The sequence below is a fragment of the Paenibacillus agilis genome (genome assembly GCF_007786455.1).
GTDB lineage: Bacteria > Bacillota > Bacilli > Paenibacillales > Paenibacillaceae > Paenibacillus_B > Paenibacillus_B agilis.
Genome location: NZ_VNJK01000002.1, coordinates 502,510 through 517,914, shown reverse-complemented (window position 1 = coordinate 517,914; position 15,405 = coordinate 502,510). Strand labels below are relative to the sequence as shown.

The window sequence follows — 15,405 nt, the reverse complement described above, 5'->3', positions numbered from 1 at the left end:
TCCATGACATCTATACACAAGAAAGGAGCTGCTGCGGCATGCTCCTTTTTTATTGCCTAATGAGAGATGATTAGGACGAGGCTTTACATGCCATACAACTTGTAATAGTCCATGGTAAATATAATTGATTCAAGTTATGGGTAGAACTCATAATTTAGAAGTTTGTCTTCTTATAACGACCACATCTACTTCTCTACCCCTGCAAAAAATACTATAAAATTCAGGTGAAAAGTAGGAAGACTAAGTACAAACGTTCGATATAATGGGAATAACAGACATGTTAAGAGCCGATCTATTGGATATGGATAATGTATATCATGAATCAAACCTTAATGAGACAAGCTATTTGAGGAGGATATCCTGTGGGTAGATCATTCGCAAATTTGCATATCAAATCTACAAATGTTGAGAAGGTCGTCAAAGCATTAAGAGAGCTAGGAGAAGGGCACGCAGAAATATTAGGGCTAAAAAAAGAGGCTCCAGCCATTAAAACGGTCATGTACGTGAGCAAAAGCAACGATAACTGGATCAGCGTACTCCAAGATTATTTTGTATGGGGTACGGTGAAGAAGGTCGGTAAAGTGTTGTCCCGGCTCATCGAAGAACCCGTGATGACGGCTGGATATATCAATGAGGAGATATTTGAGTTATCGATTTTTGAGCAGGGGGACATTCAAGCAGAGCGAATTTTTTGTGAAGAGTGGACAAGGGATGAATATGGGCTTAAAGAAGAGCGTCTTCATGATGACTACCTGCAAGAAGTGTTGGATATCCGTATGGAGGATTTTGAAGAATTCATAAAAATTATGAGCCCGTATCAGGCTGTAGATAAGCTATCAGAACTTATAGGCATGTCTATATGGAGTGATTCAGAGTGGATACCTGATGATGAAGATCTCGGTAATCGATTTGAGGCCTATGAGTTACATTTAGAAAATAAATGAGCTGTATAGAAATGAAGTTGTACAAGGATAGCTCCATTTTTAATTTTATCGATAGACCCGTTCATACCGTTTTCGCATTGATGACTACCTGAAAAAATTGTTCCACATGGGGGAATGAGTGTTATGGATAGAAAGAAGATGAGTGCGCTAAAGAAACTTTATCATCCAACCAATGCTGTATACGATGGCGAACATGGAGTGCGTTTATATAGTTCAGGCTCATTAACGGGTCAGGAAAGAGAACTGCTGAAAGGAACGAATTGGCTGGTTAATCGTCTGGAGCTGCTTTCCCATGACTCCTGCGTTAAGGAACTAATAAAGCTAAGACAAGACAGTCGCCTGCATCGGGAACGCATTATAGATGGTTTTATTGCAGGAGTTGGTGGGAGCTATCCTAGAGGGCTTTCACCGTTGCTTAGTTATTATACGATGCAGAACATTCCGGATCATGAGTATGTGGAGGCAGATCGATATGCGTCATGCAAAATATGTTCCTTTTCAAAAGATAAGAAAGACGGCTTTTGGGAAAATACTCCCTACCTTCATTATGTTCTCTACTTAGGGAATACGTATGGTTCAAGTCCTTGGGGAGCGCTACTAGATTTAAAGGAATTGGCAGAGCAGCGTCCAGTCAAGCCGACGGAAGAGGATATCAAAGTTTTTCAGAATTTATTAGACAGCCTAGAGCGTTCGGGACCAGACGAGACTCCGGGCCAATTCGAAAAGCGGCTGACGGCGGAAAAAATCATGCCGAAAAACAAATACGTGAAGCGTGGGATCTTGAATTCGCTTGCTGTGATAGGAGTTATCCCAAATGCGTTGGTTCAGACTCATTTTAATAACTGGGTAGATTTTGAATATTTGGTCAGCCAAGAAGAAAAGCTTCCGAATACGAAAGGTCGTTCGGATATGGAAATGCCATGGGCAGCTTGGAACGGACAACTTAAGATCAATCGGGAGATCGCTAAGCAGTTTTTTGGAGAGGTGTACTGTTCCGATTAAAGATTGCTGGTATGAAATAGGTATAAGAGAGGGGATAAGATGATGTATGAACGTTTAGCTGAGAAGTTGAAAACGACTTCCGCATTAAAATGGTTCTCTGGACATGGAGCAGAAGAGAGCTGGATCGTTGAGGTGGAGGAGGAGCTAGGATTCCGACTACCTCCGTCTTATCGCTGGTGGCTGATTCATTATGGAAATGCTCGATTGGGAGATGGAAATATTCTGACCATCTGTTCCCCAGAGCACAGAGAGTATGCTGATACCGACATCCTTTATATGCATAGACTGAATAAAGAGGAAGATTGGTTGGTAGAGCGGTTTCCGAATAGGCTAGATTTGTTTGTACCGGATAGCGACGAACTTTACTACTTTGATACAGCTTCCAGAGATGAGCAAGGTGAATTCCCGGTCATACGTTATGACCTCATGAATGATATGATCGATACGTATGCCTTAACATTTGCTGAGTTCCTAGAGCAGTTGATCGACGAGCGCAGCTGACGGGAGTCTGGTGAATAGGAGGTTGTACAGATGCGGAAAATATGGAAGAGAAAAATTTTAATCAACGATCCAACTGCACTGGACCGAGATCAGATTGAGCAAGATTTACGCCACGGTAACCAAGTAATTGTTCAGTTCTCTCATCCGAACTTTTATGGCTCTATCTTGGAGGAAGTAGACGAGCTTTGCGCGAGGTTAGATGAAAACTTCGGTGTACGCTTTTATGGGCACTATTCTCTTTCATTCGATGGTCATACGCTCTTGCGAATTCCTCATGTCAAATCGCTGCACCTCAATAGTCTCACCCAGGCGCATAATACCGAAGTATTGGCCACACTAAAGCATTTGTATGCTCTACACATCGGCATATACGAGCTAGAAAACTCGGATATTCTGAGTATAGACACGCTGTGGTCTCTGAGAGAGTTATCGATCAATTCAGAGAAAAAAATGCTCAACCTACAATATTTTAAAGAGTTCAATCATCTGGAGCAATTGCATGTTGGGGGCAAGGTAAAAAACCTAGATACTATAGGCGATCTGCAGGATTTGAGTTACCTCGCGCTGCATTCGATCAGCAAGCATCCGCTGCACTTTGTAAACCGACTGAGAAAGTTGAAGCACTTCCGCCTTTTACTAGGTGGTAGAGAAAATATTCAAGAAATTGAAGAGAATGAAATCGACGACTTGGAGATATCCAGAGTTCGTGGATTTCATGACCTATCCAATATTGCAAATTTCCAGGCGCTAACGAGACTTAAGGTTGAAGATCAGGTTAAACTGCATGAAGTTAGCTTTAGTGGCCAGATGAAGATGCTAGAGGAGTTATCCTTTTGGAATTGCAAAAACGTAGCTCGTTTGACGGGATTGGAGCAATTATCTTCATTACGTAAGCTCCGACTCCTCAAAACATCAGTTGATTTTGAATCCTTTATCCAGCAGCAGCTTCCCAGTTCATTATCCACTATGGAATTTGTAACGGGCAAAAATAAAGCTGACCAAGAAATTAAGCAATTATTGTTGAACATGGGCTACAACAATTAGATAGCGTCCTGTTCTCTCAATCCGAGTGTTGTGGGCTATAATGAGGAGAGGGAAGGGGTGATGGTGAGTGACTCCAACAGGTAAACATGTACAAAACAATATTGCAATGGCCACAATCGAAAGGATCGAGCAAGTCGATTTTTTGCTCATTACGCAGCTTCATATTTGGTTCGTGCTCTCCGGTTATTTGGAGATTATGCGGAATGGTTCAGATATTTTAATTCGGACCGGGGATATTTTTGTTTTAAATAAAGGAGATATCGTTCGCGTAGTGAGAAGTGAGGAGAATGCTACTCTAACGGTCAAGTTATTAACGAGCGAATATGAAGAGGAGCCCCCGTCATTCAAGCTCAATATTCCATTATCCATGGTGTACAAAAAAGACGGTTACGAGCTGATTAAACTTAGTATGGCGTATTTGTATATCGAGATGACTTATCCGGTAGACGGTTCAACCTATATGATCGAAGGCTATGTAAAACGGTTAATTGGACTGTTGTATCGATATCTTGAACAAGTAGATGGAAGAGAGCTTACACACAATGCTTCGGATAAATTGAAACAAATCATATCGTTTATTAATGCCAATTATGCTGAAAAAATTAGTTTGGATGAGCTTGCTGAAAGATTCTTTAGCAGTAAATACTACTTGGCACATTCTTTTAAAAAGCAGCTGGGGATTTCAATTGGTAATTACATAAAAGAAGTCAGGTTATTTCATAGTTATCTCATGCTGGAAGGTACGAATGAAAAGATCGTCACGATTGCCTTGTCTAACGGCTTTCCTAATGTGCGTGCATTTAATGAATCGTTCAAAGCAAAATACCAGCGTACGCCTGCACAGTTTCGAGAGGAACGTAAATTAGCGGTGGTTCAGAAACGTACCGATGAAGTTTTGTCGCAAGATATATTTGAGCTACTGTCGCCGTATGTGTCTTTAGGTGATCTATCTGCTGCTCCACCGCCCATTTTTGACCGTTTCGAGGTTCAAGTGGATGTTCAAAAAACAATAGGTAGATACTCAAAGGTCAACCATGTATTAAAAGTAAAAGGTGAGCTGTCCAGCAGCCGTTTGCTCGAAGTCCGGCAGCGAATTGGGGTAAAGTGGGTAGCGGTAACACGCATCTTTAAGCTAATACATATACAGATGGTCGACGACAAGCTCGTGTGTTCGTTTAGAGAGTTAGATCGAGTACTGCAGCAAATTGTGGCTGCTGGAATGCATCCCTATTTTCAATTTCAAACCATTGACTATACAGATTGGGGAGAACGAGGTTTCCATAATCACGGATGTTTTCAAACGGTGATTACTGAACTAAGCCTTTATTTGCAGCAAAATTATATGACCAGTCAAGACTGGATGTATGAGTTCCGCTGCTTCTACGAGTTTGAAAATAGTGGGGAGTTATGCCTGCCACTAGTGGATGCTATAACTCCATTTAAAGGCTATGCAAACCTTGTTATTCATTTTCCTGTACCGCCTGACGGTGCTGTGTCTCTTAATGAGGATTACCAAAACGCTGTTTATTGCATCGATGATTGGACGTATGTGCGTAAAATTTCGCTGGAAGCTGCACTCGATGCTCTATTCGATGAAAGGTACATTCAAATAATTAGTGAAAACGCGAATATGAAGGCCCAGGATCGTATTTTGGATCGAATGCTAGGCTATGAACATGATGATTACCTGCATGTCTATTCCGATTTAGTACAGGCCAACTCAAGTGTATGGCAAAGCTTTAACTTATTGAATCAGAATGAAGATGCAAGCCACTTCTTCTCTCCACTGTCACTAGATTCAGCTAAGCTGTTTGAATATTTCCCAGATGAGCTGGCGAGCAAGCTATCATTGTGCACGCTGGACGGTCGTTATAAGGATAATTGGTATGCAGCTGAGTTTGTAAGCCGACTGTATGGCGAGCTTGTATTTAGAAATGAGAGCTGTATGATAACAAAGCGGCAGGATAATTACCGTATTTTGATCGTTTATCCTGAGCAAGATCTGCGCCTCTTTTTCCATCGAAAAAACGAACAACCTGAATCAACTTGGAAAAAAGCGAAGAGTCCGTATGTTTCCGTAAAACTGGAATTAAAAAATCTAGATGGAATGTACCGATTAATCAAGCAACAATTAACACCGGAGCTAATAAATCAGCGGACGGATGTTGCAGAACTAAGAAAGTGCAGAAAATTGTCCTTAGAGGATGTTTCCTATTGGAATGCGATCAACCGTCCATCTAGAAGTGTGGAAACCTTATATAGTAAGGGGCAGTATACACTTGAATTTGATGTTCCATCATTCGGAATTATGATGATTGACTTAGAAAAAACCAATAATGAAGGCTAAATATTGCGATCTCGATTATGAGAAAAATCGGATTAGCGCAATATTTAGCTTTTTTTATGGCAACATCCTCATAGTTTTTATGTAAGCGCTATATTAAGGTTGAGGTGTAAGAAAAGATGAACGCTGGAGGGTGGCGCCGTGTTGGATTATTTTAAGAAAAAGAGAGCAGATAAGAAGCAATTGGTGCTAAAAGTGAGAGAGGATCAGGCTAAGCTTAGGGAGCGGAAAAAAGAGATTGCCGCTATGCCAGAAGCGGAGCGTAAAGCAGCAATTGAGCAAGATAGAGTCATGCAACAAGAGCAAAAGCAGCAAAGAACAATAGAAATGAAAGCAATGAGCCGCAAGGAACGTAAGGCTGCTAAAAAAGAAGCAAAACGCTACAAGAAGATTAAAAACAGACCATGGAGAATTACTGGTTGGTCGATTATTGCTGCGGCTGTTGTATTGCTGTTCGCGCAAATTGGGCCAACGGCTCTCAATATTTTTGATGCTCTTTCGGGCAAACATATTACGGCTGTGACTGACTCACCAGAGGCTATTGCTGCACGTGCACATGGAGAGAAAGTAGCCGAAGAAATCGCGAATGAAGGTATTGTTCTGTTGAAAAATGAAGCGAAGCATTTGCCTTTACAGGATAAGAAGGTGAATGTGTTCGGGATAGACGCCCTAACTTTGCGTTATGGAGGCGGAGGTTCAGGTGCAGGAGATACTTCTCGTGCAGTCACTTTATTTGATGGTTTTAAAAATGCCGGAATTTCGTATAATCCCGAGCTTTATGCGCTGTATCAGGAAGTAGGTAAAGAGGCAGGGGTGAATACCGGAGAAAGCGTCGGATTCATTCAAGTAGTTAAAGGGATGCTTGGATCAACCTCAGCTGATGAACCCAATGTGGATTACTTAACAGCAGATGTAATTGCGCAGGCCAAAACATATTCGGAGAATGCAGTGATTGTCATTGCCAGCGAAAGTGTAGAAGCTAGCGATGCTACAGTTGAGCAGCTGCGATTGACAGATAACAAACGCGCCTTGATTGATAAAGTTGCAAAGAGCTTTGACAATGTAACGATTGTCATTAATGCAGGTAATGCACTTGAGCTGGGGTTCGTTGAAGAGTACGAATCCATTAAATCCGTGCTATGGATAGGAACACCGGGTCCTTACGGAGCGAATGCATTAGGAAACATTATGGCAGGCAATATCAATCCATCAGGTCGCATTACGGATACGTATGTATATGACAACACGACGGCTCCAGCGAGTGAGAATTTTGGGGACTATGACTACAGTAATTTGGATTACTCGTTCCTCAATTATCAAGAAGGCATTTATGTAGGTTATCGCTTCTATGAAACGTATTATGCAGGCAACGAGGCAGGCTATCAGGAGACGGTGCTGTATCCTTATGGATACGGGCTAAGCTACACGGACTTTGATTGGAAGGTTGTAAACCACAAACTGTCTAAAGATAAGGTCGAGTTGCAAGTAGAGGTGAAAAATGTAGGCGATATGGCTGGAAAAGATGTCGTTCAAGTGTATTACTCGGCACCTTATATCCCAGGCGGTATTGAAAAATCGGCTATCGAAATGGCTACCTTTGCTAAGACATCTTTGTTGGAGCCAGGTCAATCTGAAATGTTAACGCTCACTTTCGATACAAGAGAGATGGCATCTTATGATATGGAAACAGAGGAAGCGTATGTCTTAGATCCGGGTACGTATACGATCAAGGTGGCACGCAACGTTCACGATATTGTAGAGAGCTTTAACCTTGAGTTGACGGACAAAATGGTATTTGAAAAGGATGAAGATACCGGAACAGCATATAAAAATCAATTTGAGCTTGCTGAAGGCGAGTTAACGTATCTATCGCGTAATGACTGGAAAGGCACTTATCCTTCGGATGACAACATCAGTTATGAAGCGCCGCAATACGTGCTGGATGCATTTTCACAAGAAATTAAGGATTCCAATCTGGAAATGCCGGTGTTTGGAGCAGATAACGGCTTAATGCTGGAGGATTTGAAAGGGTTAGCCTTTGATGATCCGAAGTGGGATGCCTTCTTGGACCAGTTTACATTGGAAGAAATGTTCGAGTATGTAGCAAATGGAGCCTATCATACGATGGCTGTAGAGCGTCTGGGTGTTCCTAAAACACTGCTGATGGACGGACCTGCCGGATTTAGTTACTTCTTTAAGCCAGTCACAGCGGCATCCTATCCGTCTGAAGTCGTCATTGCATCAACGTGGAACAAAGATTTGGCGTATCGGATGGGTGAAGCGGTTGGTAAAGAAGCGCGTGCCTATGGCATTCAAGGTTGGTATGCACCTGGGATGAACATTCATCGTACAGCGCAAGGTGGTCGTAACTTCGAATATTTCTCTGAAGATCCTGTTCTTTCAGGAAAAATAGCAGCAGCGATGATTAACGGAGCACAAGACCAAGGCATCATTACTTTCATGAAACATTTTGCGTTAAATGATCAAGAAACGAACGCACGCTCCGGTAATCTCATTTGGGCAAATGAGCAGGCGATTCGCGAAATTTATTTGAAGCCGTTTGAAATTACGGTTAAAGAAAGTAAACCATTAGGCGCAATGTCCAGTTTCTCAATTATCGGAACGAAGTGGGCAGGAGCAAACTCAGTCTTATTAAATGATATTTTACGCAAGGAATGGGGCTTTGACGGATTTGTTTCCAGTGATGCAGTCTTTGGATTTATGAAGGCACCGGATGCGGTTGTAGCGGGTAATGACCTGATGCTTGATATTATGTCGGCCTCTACAAACGAAAAACGGTTGAAAGAAGCGTACGAGAAGGATCCTTCTGGTATCGCCAATGGAGTCCGTACGAGCGTCCATCATGTACTGTATACAATCCTGAGAACTTACTTATTCGAATCGTAAGTGCTCGACTATGGGGTGAACAGATTGAAATATAGAGAATTAATCGAGCGCATGACATTAGAAGAGAAAGCATCCCTCATGTCCGGAGCAAACTTCTGGAATACAAAAGCAGTCGAACGATTGAATATACCTAGCATTATGCTGACAGATGGACCGCATGGTCTTAGGAAGCAAGGCGGTAAGGCTGATCACTTAGGCTTGCATAAAAGTTTACCTGCCACTTGCTTTCCAACGGCGGCAACGTTGGCAAATAGCTGGGATAGACAGTTGATTTATGATGTCGGCCAAACGATTGGTAAAGAAGCGGCTAGCGAAAAAGTGAGTGTGCTGCTTGGGCCTGGATTAAATATTAAGCGGAATCCGTTATGCGGGCGAAACTTTGAATACTTTTCCGAAGATCCTTATTTAACAGGTGAAATGGCGAGCGAGATGGTTAAAGGCATTCAATCTAACGGCATCTCGGCATGCCCTAAGCACTTTGCGGTAAATAGCCAAGAGCATATGCGTATGACGATTGATGAAGTCGTAGATGAGCGTTCGTTAAGGGAGCTGTATTTAGAAGGGTTCCGACGTGTGGTGGAGAAGGGGCAGCCAAAATCGATTATGACCTCCTACAATAAGGTCAACGGTACGTTTGCCAATGAAAACACCTATCTGCTACAGGATATTTTGTACGGTGAATGGGGATTCGATGGTGTAGTTGTTACCGACTGGGGCGGCAATAATGATCGTGTGGCAGGGCTAAAGGCAGGCAATCAGTTGGAAATGCCTTCGACGAATGGGATTACGGATCGGGAAATCGTGCAGGCTGTTCAAAGCAAGGAATTGGCCGTAGAAGTGCTGGATGAAGCCGTCGATCGTCTGCTGAAGCTGGTCTTCGCCACTCGACAAGACAATCAGGGTATGCCTAACGTCAATTACGAGGAGCACCATAACAAGGCGGTAGAGGCTGCGAAACGTTCCATCGTGTTATTGAAAAACGACGATAGCATGTTGCCACTTAGTCAAGAGAAGAAGGTTGCAGTTATCGGTGATTTTGCCAAAAACCCTCGCTATCAAGGAGCCGGGAGTTCGCTTATTAATCCTGCAAAGCTGCCCAATGCTGTGGATGTACTGGGTAGCTCGGGGTTATCAATTGTTGGGTATGCAAAAGGCTTTAAACGCATGGGGGGTAAAGATGATCGGCTTGTAAGAGAAGCAGTTAGCTTAGCTGAGCAAGCAGATACGATTCTTTTATTCCTTGGGCTGGACGAAGGCAGTGAAGCAGAAGGCGTTGATCGCTCACATCTTGGTTTGCGCGACAATCAGTTGACACTGTTGCACGCCTTGACGAAGGTTAATTCCAATATCGTCGTCATCTTGGCAGGCGGAGGTGCGATTGAGATGCCGTTCGTACAGGATGTGAAAGCTATTATTCATACCTATTTATCTGGACAAGGAAGTGCCGAAGCGTTAGCGAGTGTGTTAAAGGGTGAGCATAATCCAAGCGGCAAGCTCAGCGAAACGTTCCCGATTGCATATGGCGATGTTTCTTCTGCTCCTTATTATCCGGGCAAGGAAGCAACAGCGGAGCATATTGAAGGTATTTTTATCGGTTATCGCTATTTTGATACCGTAGAGAAACCTGTGTTATTCCCGTTTGGCTATGGACTGTCTTACACAACCTTTGCGTATTCGGATTTGACAGCTGATCAGCATCAGGCTTCATTTACGCTTACAAATACAGGTGCAGTTGCAGGGGAAGAGGTTGCTCAGCTGTACATTCAGAAGCGGGATTCATCCATATTTAGAGCAAAACGAGAATTAAAAGGTTTTGAAAAGGTATTCTTAGAGCCAGGTGAAAGCAAACGTGTAACGATCATGCTAGAGAAACGTGATTTTTCCTATTATAATCCGACGATTCAAGATTGGGTGGTTGAACCAGGAGCTTATGACATTCAAATTGGTAGTTCGATTCAATCTATTCATCTACATGAAGAGATTACGCTAGAAGGGGATTCTGTTTCTTCTGGGCATACGAAGGATCAATTCCCGCACTATTTTAGTGGGCATGTTCATGAAGTAACGGCAGCGGAATATAAGCGGCTGTTGGGTTACGAACCACCATCGCCTTCTTGGGACCCGAAGCAGGATCTTGGGTTAAACGACACGATTGCCCAAGCCAAGTATAAGAACGCACTGGGAAAAACGCTCTATTACGTTGTTTATTTCTTCAAAAAGTTGTTTGACGCGGTCAACAAGCCTTTGCTAGCTAATAATGTTTATTTCATTCTCAATATGCCGTTTCGTCAAATCGACCGCTTTACTGGCGGGAAAATTAGTCGAAAGCAAATTTTGAAGCTGTTGAAATGGATTAACCGATAACGAGTGTCTAGTTAATATTTACATCCCTTTGGATACTCTAAAAATGGTATTGGATATGGAAAGTCTAGAGCGCTTACCTATTAGGTAGGGCTCTTCTTTTTTTCTATTTAGTGATTTACATAAGATATTGTACACTCTCTGTTAATTAGCATGCCTATCATTCCCTACATCGTGCTAGTATAGATGGAGAACTAAGAATTTTTTTCCAAATTATAATTTCGCTTGTTCAACCTGAGGTAGCACCTCCGTTCATCGATGAGTGCTACGGAGGCACCTTAGTTTCAGAATAGAAAGGTGAGGAAGATGAGCCAAATCTATGAGGAATTGAAGAACGTAGAGGAGATGCGTCCTGAATTATTGGGGTACTGTTATCGAATGTTAGGGGCCTTTGCTGAAGCGGAGGATGCGGTACAGGATACGATGATCCGCGTTTGGCAGAGCAAGGAGCAGCTTCAAAATAGATCATCTTTTCGCTCATGGATTTACCGCATTGCCACAAATGTTTGTTTAGATAAGCTCCGGCATGCCAAGCGTCGTGTGCTTCCAATGGATTTATCGGATCCTGCTACTATCATTGCCGCACCACAGGAAAACCGTTCACATGCCGAATGGATCTGGCCAATTCCTGATTCCTTGAGTGATCCTGCTAAAATTGCAATGAATAGGGAGTCAATACGGCTATCGTTTATCGCGATTTTACAAACTTTACCGCCTCGGCAGCGGGCCGTACTAATTCTTAACGATGTCTTCCGATGGTCGGCCAAACAGACGGCAGAAACGATGAATATGACGGTCGGGGCTGTCAATAGTGCCTTGCAGCGTGCACGGTCTACCATGAAGCAGGTTCAGCATATGTCAGAGATGCTGCGAGAGGTTGATGATGATGTAGACCAACAGCTGCTTGACTGTTATGTGAAAGCATTCGAACACTTCGATATCGACAGATTGTTATCGCTGCTTCACGAGGGTGCAAGCTTATCAATGCCACCCTTTACTATGTGGGTGCACGGTAAAATCGATATCAACTCCTTCTATCATGCGACTCGCAACCATTGTGCAGGTTCTCGGTTGCTTCCTATACGGGCTAATGGTAATTGCCCTGCCTATGCGCAATATGTGCCTGCTGGAGATGGTGGCAAATTCGTTCCTCGGGGTATCCATGTCCTGGAGATTCAAGATGGGAAAATAGCGCATATCTATCATTTTATTGACGGGGATTTATTTGCACAATTTGGCGTACCACCTTTTTTAGATAGAACCGATGATTTTACATCCTCCCATTCGTCTTTATTATTGTAGTCAGTTAGCAATAAGTGAATGGAGAGGTGTAGTGATGATGAATCGATTGTTTATTTGGGTGGAAATACCCGTCACTGACATGGAAAGGGCCAAAGCATTTTATGAACGTATTCTACAATTTGAGCTGCAATCGATGATTTTGGGAGATGAGGAGTACGCTTTTTTCCCGATTAAAGAGGAGCAGAACGGAGGGGCGTTGGTCAAAGGTCCACATCATATCCCTTCGCCTGATGGTGTTCGTGTCTATGTTGATGGAAGTCCTGATCTAGCCGCTGTACTCTCGAGGGTTCGTGAGGCAGGTGGCGAAGTAATTATGGAAAAAACATATGTGGGTGATCACGGTGGATATATCGGCAAGTTTATAGACAGCGAAGGCAACCGAATTGGCCTTCAGCATTTATAAGTTAAGTTGATGTCAGAGCATATGACTTCTAAAATTCATCAGACGAAAGGAATGGAAATGATGAGAACTACGCAATCAAAGGACGGTACGCTATTAGCCTATGACGTTTATGGCAGCGGGCCAGCACTTCTTTTTATAACGGGAGCGACTTGTTTTCGTTCATCCGAGTTTGTGCTTCATGATGCTCAAGTATTGGCGGAATCGTTCTCCGTCTACAACTATGACCGCCGTGGGCGGGGCGATAGCGGCAATACTTTACCTTATGCTATCGAGCGGGAAATTGAGGATATTGAAGCGATGATCGACGCAGCCGGTGGTACGGCTTATCTATATGGACATTCATCAGGGGCTATTCTTGCGCTATATGTAGCTTTGAGATTAGGTGATAAGGTGAAGAAGTTGGTCCTGTATGATCCGTCTTATGCAAACAATGAGGAGGATCTTAGTGCGTTTCAAGAGCTGGGTCAAACCATTCATGAACTGCTTGATCAAGGTCAGTTTGAAGATGCAATTGGTTCCTTTTTGCAAGGCATCGGTATTCCTGAACAGGCGCTTATCTACATGCAGCTATCTCCTCAATGGAACAAGACGGTAGCTCTTGCACCTTCACTTGCCTATGATATTGCTTTGGCCAGTCAACTGCCGCCTGTTGAGCTGGCACAGCAAATTAGTATACCGACTTTGGTTATAGTGGGTGAGGAAAGCCCGGCTGCTTTACACGATGTTGCAGGTCAATTAACGAGAGCCATTCCAAACTCGCGGCACATCATTTTATCCGGGCAAGATCATATGCCTAAGCCGGAAAAGCTGCTTCCTAAACTTGAAAATTTCCTCATCTAGCAAATTAACTATTGCTCTAATATATCGGATATATGAATGGAGGTGCTGCGGTGCCTCTTTTTTTATCTTGTACTCCCTTAATTACAACGTGATAACCATTTTTTGTTGTAGCCGTTCCCTACAAGGCAAATGCCGTTACCGGGTCAGATGTCCCTACATAGGAATAAGCAGATGAAAAGTTTATTCCTTGAATAAGGATGGTGAACATTTGATGGGACAAAAACGGAAAAAGGCTGGTACTGGAACTCAATTGACCGGAAGAATTGTGTTCCCAGATAATCCGACCTACAATGCGGCCCGAATGGAGTTTAACAGGCGCTTTTCCAAGTTTCCTAGGGTCATCGTTTTTTGCAAACGAACGCAGGATGTAATTAACGCAGTCAAATGGGCTCGCGAACGAGGTGTACGACTTAGGGCACGCAGTGGGCGGCACAGCTATGAAGGTTTTTCGTCTGTAAATGGTGGAATTATTATTGATGTGAGCGAAATGAATAAGGTTAAGGTGGATCGTAAAAATAGGGTAGCGCATGTACAGACCGGCAATCCGCTTGAGCGCGTATATAGGAAGCTGTGGAATAAGCGCGTAGCACTCCCGGCTGGAACTGCACCGGATGTAGGTGTTGGCGGACTTACATTAGGTGGCGGGATTGGGCTGCTATCACGTAAATACGGACTTACCTGTGACAACTTGAAGCAGGTTAAAATGGTCGTAGCTTCAGGTCGATGTGGAGCGAAGACGATTATTGTAAATAAAAATAAACATGCTGATTTGCTCTGGGCGTCACGAGGTGGCGGAGGAGGCAACTTCGGCATTGCTACAGACTATACTTTTCGAGTACGGCCGATCTCAACGGTCTCTATCTTCAGCATTACTTGGAAATGGCGTGATTTGGAGAAGGTATTCCCAACCTGGCAGCGCTGGTCCCCTTCTGTCACGAATCGCTTAACCTCAACTATTGAGGTAGCTGCCAAACAGGTAGGAACGATCGTGTCCACTGGACAGCTGTTGGGTGGTGCAGAAGAGCTGCGACGTTTGATCAAGCCTTTGCTGCAAGCAGGAACTCCCGTTAAGGTGAAGGTACAGACAGTGCCTTTTATCGAAGCAACCAAGTTTTTTGCCGAAGCCGATCTTAATCTTGAGCCGAAGTTTAAAATAACGGGGGCTTACGGATTTAAACCTTTGCCTCGTGAAGGTGTGCGGATCATCCGTGATTTTTTATCTAAAGCGCCTAATAAGCATGCTTCCGTATGGAGTCAAAGCTTGGGTGGTGCAGGAAGTGCAGTGAGCCGAGTAGCCCCTACTGCTACGGCGTATCCTCATCGGAAGGCAGAGACGATCTATGAGTTATCAGCGCGATGGAGGAACGACGGGGAGCAGCAGCGAAATATCCAGTGGGTAGAAAGATTTCGCAAAGCACTGCGTCCTTTTGTTACTGGGGATTATGTGAACTTTCCTGATTTGCAAATAAAGAACTGGCCTAAGGCGTATTATGGGGGGAACTTCGCCAGACTGAAGCGGGTAAAACGAAAGTATGATCCGCATAATGTGTTTCGTTTTGCTCAAAGTATTCCTGTGGATTAGAAAATGGGCGAGCCGCTTGGATCTGGCTGATTTTTTTCACAGGAGCTATTTTGAAACCTACTGTCCTGGCGGAGAAGGGAGACGTTTCTCTCTTCCTTTACATATCATTTAAATGATTAGATGAACGGTTGGAGCTGTCAGGTACTATATACTTTATTCATTTATCCGTCTCGAA

11 protein-coding genes are annotated in these 15,405 nt (G+C 43.5%); all 11 read left to right on the top strand.

Going from position 1 to position 15,405, the window contains the following annotated elements:
• The first annotated feature begins 362 nt into the window (after positions 1–362).
• On the top strand, positions 363–944 hold the full coding sequence (locus FPZ44_RS18645) for a hypothetical protein (RefSeq protein WP_144992575.1): 582 nt from the start codon (positions 363–365) through the stop codon (positions 942–944).
• A gap of 123 nt (positions 945–1,067) precedes the next feature.
• On the top strand, positions 1,068–1,946 hold the full coding sequence (locus FPZ44_RS18640; protein WP_144992573.1) for a hypothetical protein: 879 nt from the start codon (positions 1,068–1,070) through the stop codon (positions 1,944–1,946).
• A gap of 42 nt (positions 1,947–1,988) precedes the next feature.
• Positions 1,989–2,447: an SMI1/KNR4 family protein gene (locus tag FPZ44_RS18635; protein ID WP_144992784.1), complete on the top strand. Its 459-nt coding sequence runs from the start codon at positions 1,989–1,991 to the stop codon at positions 2,445–2,447.
• A 30-nt stretch (positions 2,448–2,477) separates the two neighbouring features.
• A complete protein-coding gene (locus tag FPZ44_RS18630) occupies positions 2,478–3,491 on the top strand; it encodes a hypothetical protein (RefSeq protein ID WP_144992571.1) in 1,014 nt (337 codons plus the stop codon).
• Between the two features lie 67 nt (positions 3,492–3,558).
• Positions 3,559–5,838, top strand: a complete 2,280-nt coding sequence (locus FPZ44_RS18625; RefSeq protein ID WP_144992569.1) for a helix-turn-helix transcriptional regulator — start codon at positions 3,559–3,561, stop codon at positions 5,836–5,838.
• A 138-nt stretch (positions 5,839–5,976) separates the two neighbouring features.
• The gene (locus tag FPZ44_RS18620; RefSeq protein WP_144992567.1) at positions 5,977–8,742 is read left to right on the top strand and encodes a glycoside hydrolase family 3 N-terminal domain-containing protein; all 2,766 of its coding nucleotides are present in this window, start codon (positions 5,977–5,979) and stop codon (positions 8,740–8,742) included.
• 51 nt (positions 8,743–8,793) lie between these two features.
• Positions 8,794–11,106 (top strand): glycoside hydrolase family 3 C-terminal domain-containing protein, encoded by a 2,313-nt coding sequence (locus FPZ44_RS18615; RefSeq protein ID WP_418789190.1) that lies wholly within the window; start codon positions 8,794–8,796, stop codon positions 11,104–11,106.
• A 303-nt stretch (positions 11,107–11,409) separates the two neighbouring features.
• A complete protein-coding gene (locus FPZ44_RS18610) occupies positions 11,410–12,405 on the top strand; it encodes a sigma-70 family RNA polymerase sigma factor (RefSeq protein WP_144992563.1) in 996 nt (331 codons plus the stop codon).
• A gap of 34 nt (positions 12,406–12,439) precedes the next feature.
• The gene (locus FPZ44_RS18605; protein ID WP_186786137.1) at positions 12,440–12,808 is read left to right on the top strand and encodes a VOC family protein; all 369 of its coding nucleotides are present in this window, start codon (positions 12,440–12,442) and stop codon (positions 12,806–12,808) included.
• 57 nt (positions 12,809–12,865) lie between these two features.
• A complete protein-coding gene (locus FPZ44_RS18600; protein ID WP_261378418.1) occupies positions 12,866–13,648 on the top strand; it encodes an alpha/beta fold hydrolase in 783 nt (260 codons plus the stop codon).
• Positions 13,649–13,859: 211 nt separating this feature from the next.
• A complete protein-coding gene (locus FPZ44_RS18595) occupies positions 13,860–15,230 on the top strand; it encodes an FAD-binding oxidoreductase (protein WP_144992559.1) in 1,371 nt (456 codons plus the stop codon).
• Positions 15,231–15,405: the final 175 nt, after the last annotated feature.

Coding starts and splice junctions, on each gene's coding strand:
- FPZ44_RS18600 (WP_261378418.1), top strand. CDS start 12,866: ATGATGAGAACTACGCAATCAAAGGACGGTACGCTATTAGCCTATGAC.
- FPZ44_RS18635 (WP_144992784.1), top strand. CDS start 1,989: ATGTATGAACGTTTAGCTGAGAAGTTGAAAACGACTTCCGCATTAAAA.
- FPZ44_RS18610 (WP_144992563.1), top strand. CDS start 11,410: ATGAGCCAAATCTATGAGGAATTGAAGAACGTAGAGGAGATGCGTCCT.
- FPZ44_RS18615 (WP_418789190.1), top strand. CDS start 8,794: ATGACATTAGAAGAGAAAGCATCCCTCATGTCCGGAGCAAACTTCTGG.
- FPZ44_RS18595 (WP_144992559.1), top strand. CDS start 13,860: ATGGGACAAAAACGGAAAAAGGCTGGTACTGGAACTCAATTGACCGGA.
- FPZ44_RS18605 (WP_186786137.1), top strand. CDS start 12,440: ATGATGAATCGATTGTTTATTTGGGTGGAAATACCCGTCACTGACATG.
- FPZ44_RS18640 (WP_144992573.1), top strand. CDS start 1,068: ATGGATAGAAAGAAGATGAGTGCGCTAAAGAAACTTTATCATCCAACC.
- FPZ44_RS18630 (WP_144992571.1), top strand. CDS start 2,478: ATGCGGAAAATATGGAAGAGAAAAATTTTAATCAACGATCCAACTGCA.